The following is a 20,785-nucleotide window of genomic DNA, read 5'->3' as shown; positions in this document are numbered from 1 at the left end:
GTGCAAAGCTGAACTTTTCCTTGTTTTATATCTTTTGAGAAGTGTGGTTAAGCTAAAATTCTATTTGGCGGTTTGTCATAATCGCTATTTTAGGATGGTCATAGCATTTGAATAATGGGTAGAAGAGTAGCATTATACCTAATTTTTGTAATTACCATGTCTTGTAGCACGGATGATCTGATTGTCCGGCCAGAAGATGATGACATGGAACAAGGAGCCAAGGAAGCTCGTATTGTGGGCTACCTGCCTACATATCGATTTTCTTTAAGTGAAAGCATAGTTTATGAGAAACTTACCCATCTAAACCTTGCCTTTGCAAACCCGGATAGTGATGGAAATCTTGTTATGCCAAGTATTGCTTCGATAGTATCGGATGCCAGGTCGGCCAATCCGAATATTGTTATTTGCCTATCCTTGGCTGGTGGAGCTTTATCAGATGAACAGGCCACAAATTGGTCCAACTTGATTGATGACGGAAGCAACATACCGGACTTTGTTGTCAAAATTGTAGACTATGTTCTTGACAATGATCTGGATGGCATTGATGTGGATTTGGAATGGGATCACGTTACTCCTGGCTATAGCCCATTTGTGCTGGCGTTGAACACCGCTTTGGATGCCCACGACAAACTATTGACCGCAGCCTTACCGCAAACTAGGTTTGCCAATATCACGGATGAGGCGTTAGCGGCTTATGACTTTATAAACATCATGTCCTACGATGCTACGGGTCCTTGGAATCCATCGTCCCCTGGGCAACATAGTTCGCTACAGTTTTCCAAAGATGGAATCAACCTTTGGAAAAACAGTATTGGTATTCCTTCGGAAAAGCTCACCCTCGGTGTACCTTTTTATGGATATGAATTTATAAGCCCTACAGAAGCAACTGCCTTTACCTTTAACGATATGGTTCGGATAGATGAAAGCTATGCCAACTTGAACAATGTTGGAAACGCTTATTATAATGGTATTCCCACCATAAAAGCCAAGGTAGGTTTGGCAAATGATGAAAACCTTGGGGGTATTATGATTTGGGAATTAGGGCAAGATTCTTTTGACGAGTATTCACTGTTATCCGCGATTCATAGTGAATACAATTCTTTAGGGGTTACTATAACGAATGAATAAGCATTTTACCGCGTATAAAACCTAAGTAAAGAATATCGCTTAGTTCGAGGTTTGATCAATGAAATTGTCCACATCCTTTTTGAACTTTGCCATAGAAGGTAAATGGGTATACATCATATGACCGGCCTCGTAATATTTCATAATGATGTTCTTTTTTAAATTGGCATCCAATCCCATATGATTGATGGAATGCTCCACACCATAGAAAACCGTGGCCAGATCATAATAGCCATTCAGAATAAGGATTTTTAAGTCTGGATTTCGTTTCATCGCTGAGGTCATATCCGGTAATGTGGTCACGGCCACTTGCATGTTCCAGATTATATTGCCCCCGTGGTTCCAATCCCACTTAAAACCTTTTCTTGTGCTTGCAGTAGTAGTATAGCTTAAATCTTTTCTGACCTTAAGGTCATTGTACAAATAGTCTTTAAATGCTGAAATGTAAGGCGGGGAAATGGCATCACTCTGTGGATCCGTAAGAGAGGATTGCGCCAATAAATCTTCATTAATACCGGTAAACCTTGAGTCCAAACGACCCACCGTAAGTCCTTTATCCTGAAGAAGTTCCTGAAAATACTCACCGTTAGTGACCCTTAGGTCAGCTTTCAAATAGAAATCTTGACTTAAACCGGAGTAATCTGCCAGTTTTTGGGCAATGGACACTCTTTCTGAGCTGCTCAATTGATCGCCTTTGAGTAGGGCTGGAGCATATTCATTCTCGGTAAAATTTCTGACTTCATCTAAAAATGACTCCAGACTTTCTCCTTTGTTTTTTACTTTGTTATGGTACCAAGCTGTTGCAGCATAGGTGGGAAAATGGATAAGATAGGCAGTGTCATCACCCGGACCGAACAATAAATGTTGCAGGTCAAAAACAGCCGATACCATAATTACACCGTTCATGGCAATTCCCTTGTCCTGCAGATGTTTTACCAATCCAGCATTTCTAAAAGTACCATAGCTTTCTCCGAGCAGATACTTGGGGGCATTCATTTTGCCCGTCTTTATGATAAACTGTTCTATGAACAGCCCAATACTTCTAATATCTTGGTCTACACCCCAAAAATCTTCCCATTTTGAATCTCCAATGGGTTTGCTGAATCCAACACCAACAGGGTCAATCATTACTAGGTCTGCCTTGTCCAAAATGGAAAACTCGTTGTTTGCCACCTTATAAGGTGCTGGCTTGGTGTATGAAGGGTCGTTGATTTCTATACGCTTTGGCCCCAGTACCCCAAAATGCAACCAAAAGGAAGCGGACAATGGGCCTCCGTTAAACGCAAAAACTATAGGTCTGTTTGTATTGGAATTGGTTTTTCTATAATGTGTGAATCCAAACAGTGCTATGGGTTTGTCGTTTTCATCGCGTAATTGAACGGTGCCGGTTTCTGTAGCAAGGGTTATGGTTTTGCCGTTTATGGTCACGGATTGGGTGGAGGCGAAGATTTCCCCATCAGGAATCTCTTTTTTTTCTGATTTTTCTTGGGCCAAGGATACGGATGCACTCAGGACAAGTGCAAGCGCGAGCAAATGGTTTTTCATTTGGTTGAATATTATGGTCGTTTCGTACTATTTCCCTCAAAATAAGGCTAAAATTCGATTTATGGATTTTTTTCTAGAGGGTATTTAAAAAACTGGTTAAATCTATATCCTTGTCCAGTTCCAATTTCTTTTTCAGTCGGTATTTGGATTTCAGGATACTATCGGGAAGTACGTTCAGCGTAGCTGCAATCTCTTTGGTGGTCAGGTTCATGCGTAAAAAGGCCGTCAAGCGGATCTCTTTTTCTGAAATATCAGGATAGAGTGTTTTGAGCTTTTGGTCAAAGTCGTTATGAACTTCGGAAAAATAGGATTTAAAGACCTCCCAATCCTTGTCGGAGGCATTCTGTTTTTTAAGGAGCATCACAATGCGCCGAAACTCCACTTTGAACTTTTCCGGAGAATTTTTTAAGTTTTCCAGATTTTCTTTAAGCTCTTGGATAAAGGTGTTTTTCTGCACCAAATGCAGGGTCTGGCTGGCTAGTTCCTTTTTCTTGTGGGCGATTTCTTGTCTGTAGATTTCCTCCTGTTTTTCGCGCGCTATTTTGTTCTTTTTGATGCGCTGTCGAAATCCAAATACCAAAAGCCCTGAAAGGGCTAGGGCAGAGGCCATACCACCGGCATACAATCCTTTGGTGAGTTTGTCTACCTTAGCCTTTTCATTTAGGGTGTTGATTTCTTCTTCCTGTAGAGCTAGAGCCGCTTCCTTTTTTTCGGTTTCATAGATAGTAGTTAGTTCATCAATTTGCTGAACCTTTTTGATATTAAAAATACTGTCTTTGAAAACTTCATGTTTTTTGCGATCTGAGAGTGCAAGCATATTTCTCTCTTGTTTTTCGAAAATCTGAGATCTCAAAAGGTAAGTGTTCATGAGATAATCAATGGATTTAACAGAATCCGCAATTATGATAGCTTTGTTGATGTATTCAATGCTTTTAGATGTCTGGTTTTGATCAAAGTACAATTCGCTCATACTCTTCAAAACTTCAATTTTATTATTTACAAACCCATGTTCAAGTTGGTAATCTAAACTTTTCTTTAGATAAAGGAATGACGTATTATAGTCCTTAATCTTCCTAAGAGCGTTCCCCAAATTGGTGTAAGCAATAGCTTGCGTACCCTTTAAATCATATTTTTCTGTTAGGGCAATACACTTTTCGAATTGTGAAATGGCGGCTTTGTACTCTCCCATTTCAGCGAGTGAGGTGCCAATATCAACATATGTTTCGGAGGCATAAACATTGTCATCCGTTTCTAAGTAGACCTTAAGGGCTTGATTAAAGTATTTAATTGATTCCTGAAAGTCTTTTATGTTATATTGTATATGGCCAATTCTTCTTAATATATCTGCCTTTCTATATGGATCACGTTGAAAGTTATCAAGAACTTTTAATGCTTCCATTGATTTCGCTTGGGCAATCTTGTTGCTGCCTTTCGCCATATATATGCTAGCAACATTGCCAATTCCTATTCCCAAATCAAATAAGGAGTCTTTCTCTTTAAATATTTCGTTGGCTTTTTCATATGTTGCAATGGATTCATCAAAATCGCCTTCTAACGCCTTAATATTTGCAATTGCAGAAATTGAATATGCAAGTTGTAATTTTTGCTCTAGTGCTCTTGCAAGAGCTTCTCCTTTTAGGTGATAATATTTTGCCGAATCTATATTGCCCAAGGTCATAAAGCCGACACCGATATTATAATAAGCATTTAGTTGCGCATTTCTGTCTGCTGTTTCCAAAGACAATTTTAGACCATCTTTAGCAAAATTAAGAGCTTGTTTAGGGGCTCTGTAAATTAGGCTTGAGTGCAATTCTTCCAAAAGTTTAATTCTTTTTTCCGAATCAAGTTCTTGTTGTAACAAAGTCTTAAGACTATCTATTTCGCGTTGGTCTTGTGAAAACAATAACTGACACACAATCGAAAAAATAAGAAGAAAAAAAATATTAAGAGTTTTCATGAGAGGTTGATTGGTTTACCAAGATATCGATAATATCCTTTCCTAGAAACAGGTATTCTAGAGTTCAAAAAACACTTGTCCATAAAAAGTCCATGTATTTTGGCTAAAAATTTACTTTAAAAACTCTTCTGAAATGTTGTTTTTATTGACCATTTATAAAATTTGAGCAATCAAGTTGAAAACTGTTGTCCATACCGTTTTTATATCAAATCCATGCTGCTTGTCCATACTTTGTCCATACTCAAAATTAGGGATGGGGTATTTTCTCATCTAGGTTTGGGGTGTTGAATCCTAAAAACCAAATAATTATGAAAACAAATCAATCTCATTTAAAATTGCTACCGTTGCTAACAATATTTGTACTGTTACTCTTTTCTTGCAGCAGCGATAGCGATTCCCCGGAGATTCCAACAGACGATGACCCCATTTCCCAAGATGATGATGGGCCAACACCAACCACATTTAGGGGAGTGGTTGAACAAGGTGGTGAATTTGAAGAGGTACCACAGTCAAGAACAGACGAAACTTTGGCAGAAGGTGACGAATACCCCGATGATTATACTTCGGGTAGTGGCTCCGATGCTGAAACGCTACGATTTATCTGTAAATCAAGAACTGTGAGTGTGACGGATGGTGCCGGAGAATTTCAAACATTGGGCGGTGTTGCCAGTGAAATATTTCCTGGAGCATTATTGCAGGGAAAAACTATAAACAATGTAAAGCCACAAGGCATCCCGCTGAAAAGAGCTGGAGGTAGTATCTCCTATAATCTAAATGATGGGAACCCAGAAGCATCGCAAGATCTTACGGAAATGAGTGAGTCGCAAGTTCGCCAAGCGATGAACGATATTATTGCAGGAAGCACTGGAGTGGTACCCGCCAATTTTGATTTGGACTACGAGAACGTTTTCTCCGAAAAACAAGTTGCGTTGCAAATGGGTCTCTCATTTGAAGGATATGGAGTAAAGGCCGAAGGTAAACTGTCGTTTAGTCAAGATAAAACCTATAATCGGGTATTGATAAAACTCTATCAATCATACTATGATGTCAGTTATGATTTTCCAACGAGTTATGATGATGTTTTTGATGCTAGTGTAACTCCAGATGATTTGGACCGATATATACAGCCAGATAATCCTGCTACTTATATTAAAAAAGTGACCTATGGTAGAATCTTTTACATGCTTGTTGAATCCACTTCTTCTTTGGAAGTAATGAACACGCAAATTGACGCTTCCTACAAAAGTTTTGACAAGGAGATATCTGGAAATTTGGAAACGGATAGCATGGAGAAAATGGAAGACCTCAAGATAAAAGTTATTGCCTACGGAGGTGATTCTCAAAATACGTTTTCTGGTTTGGGAGAGACAAACATTTCCGAATTGGCCAATATGCTAGCTGCGAGTACTGATATTAGAACCGGGTTGCCATTATCTTATGAAATCTACTCTCTAGAAGACCCTTCCAAACAAGTTGGAACCAATATTTCTACTGAAATGGAGGTTGTGGAGTGTCAATTAAAAGGTGTGTTGCCCCCAGTTCTGTATTCAAACTTGGTGGACCTTTTTGAAGATGGAATTGGTGCGGCCACACAAATTCAAAATGAATACACCGCTATCTTCAATGGCGCTGGAACTGAATATGTCATATTTGATGCATCTAGTGGAGCCGTCTCCGATCCTTACAGTATTAAAGACCCTAGTGCCCCTTTAGGCGTTACGACTTTTGATAGCGTTGGTGCTGCTTTACGACAGTTCTTGGATGACATCTACATTTTTAACGAACAAGGCACAGAATATGAAGTTTTGGAGTATGATTATAATGGCGTCCAGAGCATGCCAACAACACCGATTGGTACTTACCGACAACGTGATGGGGCGAATAGGAGATGGGTAGTGAATGATAGTTTTTCGAGTGAAAATGAGGTGAACAGTAACTTTGCTGATGGCTCATTTGTCGGCCCTGAAGGACGAGATGTGGATTGTGTATCCTTTCCTTTATTTGGTAAGGGTATAAAGGCTGCTGCGAGGCGCTATAGATACATTCAACCTGTTGGTATTTATACAGAGGATTTTTCTACAAGGATAATTAATGGTGAGGTAACCTCAGCCTATTTTTTCCCGTTGGACACCAATGGCACTACCTATAGCAGAAGGAATTATTACAATCCTTATTCAGTATCATTGCCAAGTGGAACCATAGGTTTTGGTGACTTTAATTGTTGGGAGTCTGAAAAAGATCTTAGCGAAGTGAGAGGGTCAGTGGAAGCAGCTTGCAAAATGAATATCAATGGAAACTCCATACAGCGTATATTATATTTCACCACAGATGGACTAATGTCCATAAATAATTTGGTAGGTGAAGATGAAGGCCCCTATGCGCTTTAAATAATTTAGCTATGCAGTCGGCCGCTCAGGTTGGGTTCAACAACTTGATGCCGGCTGTTCTTTCAATGAACAACTAGCAATATCCAATGAAAAACTATTGAGAATTGTTCAATTGTACATTGATCATTGTTAATTCTTAGAGGCCTCTACCAATTCCAATTGATCTACACTTACATTAGTGGTAAACATACCGTAGTTGACTACGGCCTTGTTTTTTTCTAATGTATCGATGCTGCCCACGGCTTTTCCATCCTGCAAGCGAACGCGATCACCAATTTTAAAAACCGGTCTGGGCTTGTTCTTTTCTTTTTGGATGGCCTTTTTCTTTTCAATCTTTTTCTCGTGCCGGACTTTGACAATTTTCTTTTCCAATTCTTGCGCCACTTGCTTTTTCTGAGCTTGTTTGGCCTTGGATTGTTTTGCGGTGGTTTTTTTGCGTTTACTGTTTTCAGTTTCTACAATGCGAAGTAATTCTGAAATCAATGGACGCTTTTTGTTGTCGACAAAATATCTTTCCGCCGCGGTGTTGACCTTATCGCCCAATTGAATCATACGTTGGTTATGATCATAGAGCTCTTGATAGTTCTCCAGTTTGGATTTGATCTTTGTGTTCAATTTTTCCAAACGTTCTGCTTCTTCTCGGACTTTTGACTCTTCATCTTGCAAACGAGAGCCGGTCTGAACCATTTTAGAACGTTCTTTTTGCAGTTTGGCAATGGTCGCATCAAACCGCACCTTACCGCGTTCAATTTTCTTCTTCGCTTTGTTGATAAGACTATAGGGAATGCCGTTTTTTAGAGCTACTTCAAACGTAAAAGAGCTGCCTGCTTCGCCTAAAATCAGCTGAAACGTAGGTTCCAGTGTTTTGGAATTGAACAACATATTGGCATTAGTAGCATGTGGGAGTTCATCGGCGAGCGCTTTTAGGTTGGCATAGTGCGTGGTAATTACCCCATAGGCCTCTCGCTCATAGAAAACCTCTAAAAAGGCTTCCGCAAGAGCTCCTCCCAATTCCGGATCACTTCCAGTACCAAATTCATCAATCAAAAACAAGGTTTTGTTGTTACACTTCTTTAAGAACTGATTCATGTTCTTTAATCGATAGCTATAGGTGCTCAAATGGTTTTCTATGGATTGATTGTCACCGATATCTGTTAATATTTTATCAAATAAACAAACGGAACTTCTTTCATGAACGGGAATTAGAAGCCCTGATTGAAGCATTACTTGAAGTATACCAATTGTCTTTAAAGTGATGCTTTTTCCACCAGCATTAGGTCCTGAAATAACAATAATCCTATTTTCGGTATGCAATTGAATGGTCTGCGGCCAGGTCTTTTCCCTTTTAAGCTTATTGGTCAAATAGAGCAAAGGGTGATATGCATCCCTAAGGAACAACTCTTTTTCGTCGTTAATTTTGGGCAATAACGCATTCATATCCAAGGCATACTTTGCTTTTCCCGCAGTAATATCTATATGCGTTAGAAAATCTTGATAATCTGCAAGTAGGTAATCAAAAGGACGAATGTCGTCTGTGAGTTGATTTAGTATGCGTTGGATTTCTTCCTTTTCCTCAAATTCGAGATTGCTCAACTCACGAGTGTATGACAGGGTAGCTTCAGGAATGATATATACGATACTACCAGTTTTGGAGCTGCCCATTACCGTTCCTTTAACTTTTTTCCGATGCATGGCCTTAACCGCCAACACCCTACGGTTTTCCATCACAGACTCTTTTATTTCATCAAGCAACTCTGAAGAATGGTACCGAGTAAGAGCAGCAGCAAAGCTTTGATTGATTTTTGAGCGGACTTCGTTGATTTGCATCCTTATGCTACGTAATTCCTCAGAAGCAGCATCCCGGATTTCACCAAACTTGTCAATTACATGGTCTATCGAAGTCGGAATTTCGATATTTGCCTCTAACTTTTGCGCTTGCACAAAGAGCAGCGGGTAGTACTCTTTAAATTTTTTAAAGAATTTTTGATGCAGTGCAACGGTCTTGCAAATATTTCCGATTCTTCGAAAACCTGAGATTTCCAAAGTCGTATTTTCAATCTTCAACAACTTCAGTTCTGTATTGACACTGTCAAAACCATGATTTGGAATCCGGTTATCATTGGAAAATGATGCTAGATATTCAGAAGTTTGTCCTAGCACATCCTTGAGTAAACCTTTGTCAGCAAAGGGTTGAATTTTCAATGCCTGCTCTTTACCCAATTCGGTATTGCAACGCGCAGCAACTTGTTCCAAAACCGTTGGAAATTCTAAATCTTGAAGTGTTTTAGGATGAATGTTTTGCATTTTCCTTTGCTAGCGGGGCAAAGATAGCTATTCAATTCATGTGACAAGGGTAGACGACAATCAATTTATAAGACCTCCCACTGGGAGACCACTTGGTACATTTTCTGGAATGGACTTGTCGAATTCCTCATCATTCAATGTGTTCAAAAATGAAATGATCAATGCCATTTCTTTAACGGACAAGCGCAGTTCACGAACAAAAGGATCAAACTGAGCCGGGGCAACATTAGGGTTACGTTGAATATTGTTGGAAATGTCTTCGTAAAACTCCAATACCCGTCGTAAGGTCATGAAACTACCATTGTGCATATAGGGAGCTGTAAACCTTAGGTTTCTGAGGGTAGGGGTCCTGAACGCAAAACTATCTTTTGAGCTTATATCTGTTACGCCTAAATCAGCGGTGAGCAGTTTAGAATTTTCAGGCACACCCAAAACATGCATTTTGTAATCTGAAAACATGGGTCCATTATGACAATTGATGCAGCCTACTTTTTTAAATAGTTCAAAACCATCCTTTTCACTGATTGAAATTGCTCTACCATCACCTCTAATATATTGGTCAAAGCGAGAATTATTGGCAACCAAAGTTCTTTCAAACGCCGCAATGGCTTTGCCAAGGTTTTCGATGGTAACCGGCTCCGATTCGTTGAAAGCTTCCTTAAAGAGTTTTTGATACTCTGGAAGGTTTTGTAATCGCTTAACGACAACTTGAAGGATTTCAGCTTCACTGAAAGCATGCCCACGCATTTCCTCAAGGGCCTTTATCGGCTCCAATGCCTGTTTTTCCAGACTTTTGGCGCGGTCGTCCCAGAACATGGTCGCATCTTCGGGAACATAGACTTTATGACTTTGAAGCCCGTTAAAAGCAGAATTCAAGATGGTTTGTGCATTCCTTTTTACAAATGGGATATCGTTTGGAATATTGAACTTTCTCTTACTTCCTAAACCTTTAGCATTGGTTCCGATGGAGATGTCCAAAAATTCGGCATATCCCATCTCCGGATGATGGCAGGTTGCACAAGAAACGTCCTTATTACCCGAAAGTACAGGGTCGTAAAACAGTAACTTGCCCAAGGTTTCTTTTGCCCGGGACGTTGGATTATCTTTTGGATGTACTACCTGGGCTGGTAAAGCATCAACAGTAGGAATGGCCTGAGGGGTTGCTGCCACCAATACTTCTTTGGATTGCGGACCTCTACAATTGGCCAAAAAGATTAGTGCCAATAGAATCAATACAGTTCGTATGCCCTGTTTCAAAGTCGGAAGTGCGTTTATTTGCTATAAAGATAAGGGTAATGCAACTTTCTGAGTTAGTTGTAAACCCGAATGATTTCACCATTTCTTCGCCCCATTACGCTTCGAACATAGGCGTTGATACTTTTCTCCATGGAAATGGGATTGTGTCCAGGGAAATAGTCTTTGTATTTCTCGTAGGCATCGATTACAAGTTCTAAAGAAACGACATTCAGTCGAATCCCATTTTCGATTTCCAATGCGGCTGCAAGTACAAAGCTGTGTATTGCTCCATTTACCATTGCTGCGCTTGCTGTTTTGGGCACTGGATTGTCGGCAAGAACACCGGTAGATAACGTTATGGAGCCGCCTGGGGTTAAAAAGTGTTGCCCAATACGTGCAAGGTTGACTTGTCCCATCAACTTGCTTTTAATACCGATGTAGTAGTCCTCCTCGGAAAGTTGATTGAAGTCTGCCCATTTTGCCTCCCCTGCTATGCAGATAATAGCGTCAAGTTTGCCAGTTTGCTGAAACATTTTTTTTATGGAAGCACTATCTGCAATATCAACAGTGACATCTCCATTCGTTCTTCCTGCAATCAAAACTTCATGGTTTTCAGAGAAATGTTGACTAACTCTTTTGCCAATGGTTCCATTTCCTCCTATAATTAGAATCTTCATAGTGTCATTTAATTTAGAAATATACGCCTAGGGTTAACATAATCATGGCCAAAACAGCCAGCAATATGACCAATGGAATAATAAACTTAAGCCATTTATTATAACCCACGTTGACCAAAGCCAACGATGCCAAAAGAATTCCCGTTGGACTGATAAACTTAAAAAGTCCAACCCCAAATTGATAGGCATTGACCATGATTTCACGCCCTATACCAACACTGTCGGCTAATGGTGACATGATAGGCATGGTAAGCACGGCCATTCCCGACGAAGAAGGGATAAAGAAAGCGAGTCCATTATACAGCGCAAAAGTAACGTTGATAAAAAACCCCTTATGCATCCCCGATGTCAATTCGGAGGCATAAAACAATAAAGTGTCGCTAACCTGTCCATCCTCCATCAATACGGTAACACCTCGAGCGATGCCAATTATAAAAGCCACACTGAGCAAATCTTTTGCACCGGACATGAATTCGGCAACAAACTTTTTCTCGTTTATTCTTGCAATGAGACCAATTAGTAGCGCTCCAGCTAAAAAAACTGAGGTCATTTCCAAAAACCACCATCCCAGTTGCGAAACGCCATATACCATAATTAGAAAAGTATTGGCAAAAATGACAAGAACCAATTTCAATTTCCCGGTGAGTTTAGTCGTGACAGATTCTACGGGTCCCATAAATAGTTTTTCTATTTCCTCTTTTTGATCGTGAATAAATGAACGTTTAGAATCCTTTTTAACCCGTTGTGCATATCTAATGATATAAGCAATGCATAAAATAAGCCCAAGAATCAGCATAATCAACCGACTATTTAATCCCTCAGTCCAACTGATACCGGCGGCATCGGAAGCTATAATTGTGCTAAAAGGGTTTACTGTCGAAGCCAAAGTACCGATGGAGGAACCAACATAGATGGAGGCTACACAGACCAATGCGTCGTATTTTGCCGCTAAAAAAATGGGAATCAATATTGGATAAAATGCGATGGTTTCTTCTTCTAGGCCAAAAGTTGTTCCGCCAAGTGCAATCAAAGTGGTTACCATAATGACAAGGATGAATTCTCTCCCCTTCAGTTTTTCGGCCAACCAAGCTATTCCTGCTTCAAAGGCTTTGGTGGCGTTTACAATACTGATTAGTCCCCCAATGATCAATACCAATAAGATAATGTCAGCGGATTGCATGATTCCTTTCAAAGGAGCCTGTATAAACCCGACAAGTCCCTGTGGATTGCCTTCAAGGGTTTTGTAAGTGTTCGGAATGCTAATTGGTTTGGAAATGGCACCACTGGTGAATTTTTCCAAAGGAATTTGAATGGAAAGTTCATCCAAAGTAGCTTGTGCCGCCGGTAAAGATTGGTTGGTATCTCCGGATTGAACGGTAAAAGTCTCCGAATCACTATTATACGATAAGCGATCATATTGTCCGGCAGGAATCACCCAGGTGAGCAGGCAAACTACTGCTGCAATAATGAATAGAATGGTGTGAGCCGTTGGAAATTTCATTTTTTTCAAAATGGACATAGGTTGGTATTATCTTTAGTTGACAAGAAAGATATTATTTTTAGATTTATCCACAGAAACTACAGACGTATTAATGAACGTAAACATAGACCCGAGCTGGCAACATCATTTACGGCAAGAATTTGAGCTAGCCTACTTTCACCAATTAGCACAATTTGTAAAGCAGGAATACGGCCAGCACACCTGTTACCCAAAGGGTAAAGAGATTTTTGCAGCTTTTGACCATTGTCCGTTTCATGATACCAAGGTAGTTGTCATTGGGCAAGACCCGTACCATGGTCCAAATCAAGCCAACGGCCTATGTTTTTCTGTAAAAGATGGTATTCCACATCCTCCTTCATTGGTAAATATTTTTAAGGAAATCAAAGTAGATGTTGAAAAACCCTATCCTAAAAGTGGAAATTTGGAACGTTGGGCGCAACAGGGTGTATTATTGTTGAATGCAACCTTGACTGTGAGGGCGCATCAGGCTGGTAGTCATCAAAAGAAAGGATGGGAGCAATTTACGGATGCTGTGATCAAAATAATCTCTTCGGAGCTTGAAGGTGTTGTTTTTTTACTTTGGGGAGGCTTCGCCAAGCGAAAATCTAATTTGATAGATCAAAGCAAACATCACATACTAACCTCTGGACATCCATCGCCTTTAAGTGCGAATAGGGGGTTTTGGTTTGGAAATCAACATTTTAGCAAAACCAACGATCTTCTCTCCCAAATGGGGAAGCCGTTGATAAGTTGGTGAATTAATTTTTGAAAGTAATTTCTGAAAATATAATAAGAATTCGTACGTTTAGGAATATAACCCCCGTATAGGAAAATTCTTATATTTTGCGCAGATTGAAATCAGTACTTCTCGTTGATGACGATGACACCACCAATTTCCTGAACCGGTTTTTCGTGAAGCAGTTGGATAATAACCTAACTGTCAATACTGCAAGCAATGGTAAGGAGGCCATTGAGTTTTTAGAAGGCGCTCCCAGTGAGGAAAACATGCCATGTTTGCTTATTTTGGACACTAATATGCCGGTTATGAATGGGTGGGAGTTCTTGGATACTTATGAAAACAAGTTTGATGAAAATTTTAGAAAGAATGTGGTAGTGGTCATGCTTACAGCCTTGGATACAGAGGAAATTACTGCATTGGCCCTGGCAAATCCAAATGTTACCGATACCGCCCAAAAACCTTTATCGGACTTAAAATTTAGAGTTTTGATCAACAAGTACTTCTCCTAATCTGGATATATAAATCCAGTTGGATTTTTTATATCCTCAATCAAGTTTAAGCTTAAAAGCCGTTTTTGGACTTCGTTGACCACGGCTTCCGATATCTGTGATTGTCCCCAGATGGTTTTAGAAAGCCAATCTTGTATATCCTCTAATTTTTGTTCATACCGATTGGATAACGTTCGGTCTATGCTTGGAATTTGCTTGAATTCTGAAGTGTAGATGTTTATGACCTCAAGAATGTGTTTAAGAACATTTGCATGTGATTCCAAGAAAGAATCGGTTGAAGCAATAACAAAGCAGGGCCAAGGGGTAGGGCAGTCGCCAAGTCTCTTAAACGTGCCATTGTCAACCAAGGGCTTTGTGGTAAAATGCTCCCACATAAAATATGCTCCGGATCCGGAACTTAGGTTCTCAATAGCTCCATTCAGATTATTTATGATTTCAAACTCCATTGAAGCCGTGTCCCAGCCTTGGTTTTGTGCGTGTACATAGGCCATTAATTGACTTCCACTACCAAAACGACTTATGGCTACCTTGTCACCTTCTAGCTCTGAAATGAATTTTCTTTGGCTTTTGGCAGCAACATGAATTCCCCAAAGCAATGGAGATGAAACATATTCTTGAACAATTTTCACCGCATTGCCTTGAGAAATACTTTTAATGATTCCTTCCGTTAAGATGATGGCCAAATCGGTTTCGCCATTTTCTAACATTTGACACATTTTCCCAGTACCTTCAGGAATGTCTGTCCATTCCAATTGAATTCCACGATCTTCAAAAGCATTATCCTCCATGGCCAAGTGCCAAGGAAGGTTAAAGTGTTCTGGAACTCCAATTATCCTAACCGTTTTCATTTAGTATTTAAAAGTTGTGGAAGCATCATTCTGTACATATCCCAATTGTTAAGCTTCCTTTCAAGAAACAATTTTTTCCAAGGTATATTTGATCAAATCATCTACGGTTTTGCGACCATTATTTGAAAATTCCCCAGTGGCCCGGTTGGCCAAAATGGCATTGAGAGAAACTGCACGGTGTCCATGTAGTTTTGCTAGCCCGTACATGCCCGCTGTTTCCATTTCATGGTTGGTAAGGGGTAAATTCTGATAGGAAAAAGCGGCCAGTTTGGTATTGAAGTCCGAAACCTTCGGTGCTAGTCTAAGGCTTCTGCCTTGAGGACCGTAAAATCCTGAATTTGTTATTGTTATGCCAAATCGTATATGATTTGAGCTAAGCTTTTTGCTCAAATCCATATCGGCGTCCACTGCATATGCAACAATATTATGCCCTCCCCAACCCAGAAATTGGTTGAGCTTTTGTTCCAAGTCCTTATTTCTGACTTGTCCACCCTCATAAAAATGCATAAGTCCATCAAAACCAATAGCCTTACTACTTAAAAGAAAGGAATCTACAGGAATATCGGAATGTATGGAACCTGATGTGCCAATTCGGATAAAATCCAATTGTGTTTTATTTTGTTTTATCTCGCGTGTGGCGAAATCAATATTGACCAATGCATCCAATTCATTGAAAACGATGTCGATGTTGTCAGTTCCAATTCCAGTAGATATTACGGTTATCTTTTTTCCTTTATACGAACCAGTATGGGCTAAAAACTCCCGTTTCCCCTTGTCAATATCAATAGAATCGAAGTATTTGCTGACCATGGACACGCGATTGGGGTCACCTACGGTGATTATGGTAGTGGCGATATCCTCTGGTAAAAGATTGAGATGGTAAATACTGCCATCAGGATTCAGAATTAATTCTGAGCTGCCTAATGTGGACATATTAGAGTTTTAAGATACGATCTGTTGCAGTATTATATAGGAAGTTATACTTTAAAGAACCTCCTAAATATAATTGGTTATCACGTATTTGCGAATAATAATTGGCTTTGTTTTCTAGAATATCCTTTCCCTTTTTGGTAAGCTTAACTGGATTGAAAGAACCAAAAAGTGGCTTTAACGAAGTGATGATTCGGTCGTATTGTGTATCTCCAAAGCCGTAATACCCTTGATCGGTCAAGATCTCTTGTAGTAATTCCTTTCTTGATGTGGGCTTTTTGGACACAGCTGTCTCCAAAACCCGATTTTCCAATTCGTTAAGTCCATTTTTTATAGTTGGGAAGCGCTTTAAATGGGCTTTTAAAGCATCTGAAAGGTATTCAAATTGAAAACTGTTATGTTGGATAAGATTCTCTAATCGAATTGGATTGTCGCTGCAATACAGTTGCCATACATAATCTGCAAACTCTATATCATCTTGGGTGAGAATGGTTCTATTTTCATAGAGTTCCATTAATTTTTCGTCATTCAGTTCCCCAAGTCCGTAGAGTTTGTCGCTTTCATCTTCATTCCCACTGCATACCAATGAGATTTCTGCATGTCTTCTATGCGTTTTGAGCCAGCTAAGAACTGCCAACATGTTGATTTGGCAAAAAAGGTCGTATTCGAACCAAAGCACAATTTGATCCTGTTGCTTGTGGTTGCATAAAGATCTGTATTCTTTAAGGGTTTTTTCAACGAACCAGGATTTGGACACTTTGTAGTTCTTGTTCAAAAATTCAAAACGTGTCTTCCAAAAAGATTCACTCCCAACGTTGCACAGGGTTTTCCCCTCGCAAAGCATCTCCCTCCATGTAATAATATCCCCCTTTAGATCTAGTGATTGAAGTTTTGACGTGAAATTGTCCCCGTTGGTAATATGCAACAGTGATTTCATTTTCAGTTCAGTTTTCGTCGGTTAGAAGGATTAAAAGTAAGATTTAAACCAAGAACACAAAAATTTTTTCATAAAACATTGGGTGTCAAGGCTTAATTTTAACAATGTATGAAAAATCTACATAAAATTATCCGAAAAAATGCCCTAACCACCGACTCTTTTTACTGCAAAACCGCGACTTTTTAGAAAGTCCATAATCTTATCACGATAATCCCCCTGAATTATAATGGTGTCGTTTTTATAACTCCCCCCAACACTTAAGAGGGATTTAATATCTTTTGCAAGTTTTTTGAAATCGCTATCAGCACCCGTGTACCCTTCCAAAATGGTCACCGGTTTTCCTTTTCTTTTTTCGTATTTGCAGACAATCGGTGCTTCTTGCATCCAATATTTGGGTTTAACATCCTCAGAGCCTTCAGTTTCGCTTGGAGTGTGGTCTGGGAATAGATTTTTTAGCTGGTCCTGGAGGTCCATGTGTTATTTTTTTACTAAACCAAGTTCAATGAGTCTTTCGTGAAGATATTCGCCAGCTGTGATGTCTTCAAAACCTTTTGGATGGGATTCATCAATACAGTTTTCCAAACAATCCAATGGCATTTCACTTATGGGATGCATAAAAAATGGAATCGAATAACGGGATGTTCCCCAAAGTTCTCTGGGTGGGTTTACAACTTGGTGAATGGTGGACTTTAACTTGTTATTGCTAAGTCTTGAAAGCATGTCCCCCACATTGATCATGAGTTGGTCGGGTCTTGCAATGGCATCTACCCATTCGCCTTGATGGTTTTTGACCTGCAGACCTTTTCCATGGGCGCCCATCAATAAAGTAATCAGATTAATATCTCCATGAGCAGCTGCCCTTACAGCATTTTTTGGTTCACTGGTAATAGGCGGGTAATGTATGGGTCTTAAAATTGAGTTTCCATTCTTGATCCATTCATCAAAGTACATTTCGTTGAGACCCAAGTGCAAGGCAAGCGCCCGAAGCACAAACTGCGCAGTTTTTTCAAGCATTTTATAGGTTTCTTTTCCAACCATATCAAAATCGGGGAGTTCACTTACCGAAACATTATCAGGATATTCTGCCTCCAGTTTTGGATTGTCCACCACATATTGGCCAAAATGCCAGAATTCTTTTAAATCGCCTTCTTTTCTGCCTTTGGCATGCTCTTTTCCAAAGGAAGTATAACCCCTTTGTCCACCAATGCCCTCTATTTCATAGCTGTCTTTGACATCTTGCGGTAACTGGAAGAATTTTTTTATTTCGGCATAAAGCTGCTCTACCAATTCATCGGACAGAAAATGTCCGCTTAGGGCAACAAAACCGATATTTTCAAATGCACCGCCTATTTCACGTATAAACTTTTCTTTTTTTGAAGAATCTCCAGAAACAAAATCTCTTAGATCAACACTTGGTATTGCACTCATAATATCAAATTTACTTTACTCCAAAAGTACAGAATATTGCGCAACCTTTCTGAAATTATAGCGCTTCATCGATAGCTTTTTTATTACATTTAGCCCCATTGAATTTATATTGAATGAGATATCATATTGGTGGATTGGACCGACAAAAACTACTGGACTTGTATACTGGAATGCTCAGGCCCAGAATGATTGAGGAGAAAATGTTGGTTTTGCTACGGCAAGGTAAAATTTCTAAATGGTTTAGTGGAATAGGGCAAGAAGCAATTTCGGTCGGGGTTACCCAGGCCTTAAAAACTGAAGAGTATATTCTGCCAATGCACCGCAATTTAGGGGTATTTACTTCAAGAAATATCCCATTACACCGTCTTTTTAAGCAATGGCAAGGCAAACCCGGAGGGTTTACACAGGGCAGGGATCGAAGTTTTCATTTTGGCACCCAAGAGTATAAGATAGTCGGGATGATATCCCATTTGGGCCCTCAGTTAGGTGTGGCCGATGGCATTGCACTTGCCGATATGTTACGAAGAAAGAAGCGCGTCACCGCTGTTTTCACGGGAGAGGGGGCAACAAGCGAAGGGGATTTTCATGAGGCGTTGAACGTGGCTTCAGTATGGAATCTACCTGTTCTGTTTTGTATCGAGAATAATGGATATGGACTTTCAACACCATCCAATGAGCAATACAACTGCAAGCATTTGGCTGATAGGGCAAGAGGATATGGTATTGAATCACGTATCATCGATGGCAATAACATTCTTGAGGTGTTCTCCAAGGTGAATGAGCTATGCAAATCAATTAGAAAGCGACCTCGTCCTATACTTGTTGAATTCAAAACTTTTAGGATGCGCGGGCATGAAGAGGCTAGTGGCACCAAATATGTTCCAGAGAAATTGATGAAAAAATGGTCGAAAAAGGACCCGATTTCCAACTACGAGGACTTTTTGCTGAGGGAAAATGTCATTTCTCAAGAAGAAATTGATAAACTAAAGTTAGACATTAGCGAGGAAATCAATACAAACTTGAAATTGGCTTTTGATGAAAAAGCGATTGAATCAACTGAAACAAAAGAATTAAAAGAAGTTTACCAAGAATTTGAATATCAAAATATTAAACCAGGTGAAAGTGTAAAAAACATTCGATTTGTCGATGCGATATCTGAAGGATTGGAACAATCCATGGAGCGGTACAACGAACTCATAATTATGGGGCAAGATGTAGCTGAATATGGTGGCGTGTTCAAGATAACTGAAGGTTTCATCAGCAAATTTGGCAAAAGCAGGGTCAGAAATACACCTATTTGTGAATCAGCCATCGTTTCTGCGGCAATGGGTCTTTCCATCAACGGAATGAAGGCAGTGATGGAGATGCAGTTTGCTGATTTTGTCAGTTCCGGATTCAATCCGATTGTAAACTATTTGGCCAAAGTACATTACCGATGGGGACAAAATGCTGATGTCGTGATTCGAATGCCCTGTGGTGGCGGTGTTGGAGCCGGCCCGTTTCATTCGCAGACCAATGAAGCATGGTTTACCAAAACTCCTGGGCTCAAGGTAGTATATCCTGCGTTTCCACACGATGCAAAAGGACTTTTGAACACGGCCGTAAACGACCCCAACCCCGTATTGTTCTTTGAACATAAAGGGCTTTACCGCAGTGTATATGGTGATGTGCCAACTGAATATTATACGTTGCCCTTTGGTAAAGCAAGTGTTATTAGGGAGGGTGCTTCGGTTTCAGTGGTTTCCTATGGCGCTGGGGTGCATTGGGCTTTGGAAGTTTTGGAAAAACATCCAGAAATTGACGCGGATGTTATAGATTTGCGTACACTTCAACCTCTTGATATAGAAACTGTCTACAATTCGGTGAAAAAGACAGGAAAACTAATTGTTTTACATGAAGATACCATGTTTGGTGGCATCGCAAGCGATATCGCAGCAATGGTCATGGAAAACTGCTTCGAATATCTGGACGCGCCGGTCCGAAGAGTAGGGAGTTTGGAAACCCCAGTGCCCTTTGCTAAAGCATTGGAGGAAAACTACCTTCCGAAAAAAAGATTCGAGGTCATTTTATTGGAGCTTATCTCATATTGACCCTTTTGTTTTAACAAAAATTTAACAAAACGTAAAGGTAGATATGGTGTCTCAATCGTATATACTAAAATTTAATTCCAATTCTTATGGCAAAAAAAACACTAATTTTTACAGCATTGATTGGGTTTTTAATGATGTCCTGTTCCGTTTCTAAAAGCGCAAGGACACAGCGAAACCTTTTTAGTGGTTCCTGGACCCTGGACAATGTATCTTATGAGAACAACACAGGAAATTTTAAATCGGTAATCTTTAATGATGCAGAGGACATCTGTTTCGAGGGGAGTGACTGGTTTTTTAGGGACAACAACAGTACAGGTAGGTATACCATTTCCCAAAGCACTTTGTGCCAAGGCGGAGATCGTTTTTTCAGATGGTCAGTTGTAGAGCCTTCTCAAAATTATAGCAGCCAGCTACAGTTCAAATTTATTGATGAAAAACGAAAGGATATTTCAGGAGGAGCAGGTTATCGATTGACCATTGCAAATATCAATGAACAGTCAATGACCCTGAAATCCAATGTATCCGTTGATGGAGAACTAGTTACAATCGTTTACCAATTCACAAAAAAATAA

The 20,785-nt window shown here is 39.8% G+C and carries 17 protein-coding genes; 6 read left to right on the top strand and 11 right to left on the bottom strand.

Annotated elements, in window-relative coordinates; all coding sequences use genetic code 11:
* Positions 1-114 precede the first annotated feature (114 nt).
* Complete coding sequence (locus tag IAG46_RS02790; protein WP_190808796.1) at positions 115-1,128, top strand: glycosyl hydrolase family 18 protein; 1,014 nt, start codon at positions 115-117, stop codon at positions 1,126-1,128.
* A gap of 39 nt (positions 1,129-1,167) precedes the next feature.
* On the opposite strand, the gene IAG46_RS02785 is transcribed toward IAG46_RS02790, so the two are convergent.
* A complete protein-coding gene (locus IAG46_RS02785) occupies positions 1,168-2,670 on the bottom strand; it encodes a S10 family peptidase (protein ID WP_190808795.1) in 1,503 nt (500 codons plus the stop codon).
* Positions 2,671-2,743: 73 nt separating this feature from the next.
* Complete coding sequence (locus tag IAG46_RS02780; protein ID WP_190808794.1) at positions 2,744-4,627, bottom strand: tetratricopeptide repeat protein; 1,884 nt, start codon at positions 4,625-4,627, stop codon at positions 2,744-2,746.
* A gap of 308 nt (positions 4,628-4,935) precedes the next feature.
* Between IAG46_RS02780 and IAG46_RS02775 the strand changes: the two genes are divergently transcribed.
* On the top strand, positions 4,936-7,014 hold the full coding sequence (locus tag IAG46_RS02775) for a thiol-activated cytolysin family protein (RefSeq protein WP_190808793.1): 2,079 nt from the start codon (positions 4,936-4,938) through the stop codon (positions 7,012-7,014).
* 129 nt (positions 7,015-7,143) lie between these two features.
* On the opposite strand, the gene IAG46_RS02770 is transcribed toward IAG46_RS02775, so the two are convergent.
* From IAG46_RS02770 to IAG46_RS02755, 4 genes are read right to left on the bottom strand one after another with little or no spacing between them, the layout of a single operon-like run.
* Positions 7,144-9,318 (bottom strand): DNA mismatch repair protein MutS, encoded by a 2,175-nt coding sequence (locus IAG46_RS02770; RefSeq protein WP_190808792.1) that lies wholly within the window; start codon positions 9,316-9,318, stop codon positions 7,144-7,146.
* Between the two features lie 60 nt (positions 9,319-9,378).
* Complete coding sequence (locus IAG46_RS02765; protein WP_190808791.1) at positions 9,379-10,575, bottom strand: cytochrome-c peroxidase; 1,197 nt, start codon at positions 10,573-10,575, stop codon at positions 9,379-9,381.
* 53 nt (positions 10,576-10,628) lie between these two features.
* Entirely contained in the window at positions 10,629-11,231 is a 603-nt protein-coding gene (locus IAG46_RS02760) for a short chain dehydrogenase (RefSeq protein WP_190808790.1), read from the bottom strand.
* Positions 11,232-11,244: 13 nt separating this feature from the next.
* On the bottom strand, positions 11,245-12,750 hold the full coding sequence (locus IAG46_RS02755) for a YfcC family protein (protein WP_223826558.1): 1,506 nt from the start codon (positions 12,748-12,750) through the stop codon (positions 11,245-11,247).
* Positions 12,751-12,823: 73 nt separating this feature from the next.
* Between IAG46_RS02755 and IAG46_RS02750 the strand changes: the two genes are divergently transcribed.
* Positions 12,824-13,489 (top strand): uracil-DNA glycosylase, encoded by a 666-nt coding sequence (locus IAG46_RS02750; RefSeq protein ID WP_190808789.1) that lies wholly within the window; start codon positions 12,824-12,826, stop codon positions 13,487-13,489.
* Positions 13,490-13,575: 86 nt separating this feature from the next.
* Complete coding sequence (locus IAG46_RS02745) at positions 13,576-13,980, top strand: response regulator (RefSeq protein WP_190808788.1); 405 nt, start codon at positions 13,576-13,578, stop codon at positions 13,978-13,980.
* Here IAG46_RS02745 and IAG46_RS02740 read toward each other — a convergent pair.
* The 5 genes from IAG46_RS02740 to IAG46_RS02720 form a co-directional block, all read right to left on the bottom strand.
* Complete coding sequence (locus IAG46_RS02740; protein ID WP_190808787.1) at positions 13,977-14,828, bottom strand: substrate-binding domain-containing protein; 852 nt, start codon at positions 14,826-14,828, stop codon at positions 13,977-13,979. The two genes, IAG46_RS02745 and IAG46_RS02740, sit on opposite strands and share 4 nt — an antisense overlap.
* 60 nt (positions 14,829-14,888) lie before the next feature.
* Positions 14,889-15,761 (bottom strand): nucleoside phosphorylase, encoded by an 873-nt coding sequence (locus IAG46_RS02735; protein WP_190808786.1) that lies wholly within the window; start codon positions 15,759-15,761, stop codon positions 14,889-14,891.
* A 1-nt stretch (position 15,762) separates the two neighbouring features.
* Positions 15,763-16,695, bottom strand: coding sequence for a DUF1835 domain-containing protein (locus tag IAG46_RS02730; protein WP_190808785.1), 933 nt, complete (start codon positions 16,693-16,695; stop codon positions 15,763-15,765).
* A gap of 144 nt (positions 16,696-16,839) precedes the next feature.
* Positions 16,840-17,169, bottom strand: a complete 330-nt coding sequence (locus IAG46_RS02725) for a translation initiation factor (protein WP_190808784.1) — start codon at positions 17,167-17,169, stop codon at positions 16,840-16,842.
* Between the two features lie 3 nt (positions 17,170-17,172).
* Positions 17,173-18,123: an isopenicillin N synthase family oxygenase gene (locus IAG46_RS02720; protein ID WP_190808783.1), complete on the bottom strand. Its 951-nt coding sequence runs from the start codon at positions 18,121-18,123 to the stop codon at positions 17,173-17,175.
* A 113-nt stretch (positions 18,124-18,236) separates the two neighbouring features.
* Between IAG46_RS02720 and IAG46_RS02715 the strand changes: the two genes are divergently transcribed.
* Positions 18,237-20,213 (top strand): thiamine pyrophosphate-dependent enzyme, encoded by a 1,977-nt coding sequence (locus IAG46_RS02715; RefSeq protein WP_190808782.1) that lies wholly within the window; start codon positions 18,237-18,239, stop codon positions 20,211-20,213.
* A gap of 86 nt (positions 20,214-20,299) precedes the next feature.
* Positions 20,300-20,785, top strand: coding sequence for a lipocalin family protein (locus IAG46_RS02710; protein WP_190808781.1), 486 nt, complete (start codon positions 20,300-20,302; stop codon positions 20,783-20,785).

Source organism: Flagellimonas sp. S3867 (genome assembly GCF_014698935.1).
Lineage (GTDB): Bacteria > Bacteroidota > Bacteroidia > Flavobacteriales > Flavobacteriaceae > Flagellimonas.
Note: the sequence above shows the minus strand (reverse complement) of the source record. Positions and strands in the feature narration are given on the sequence as shown.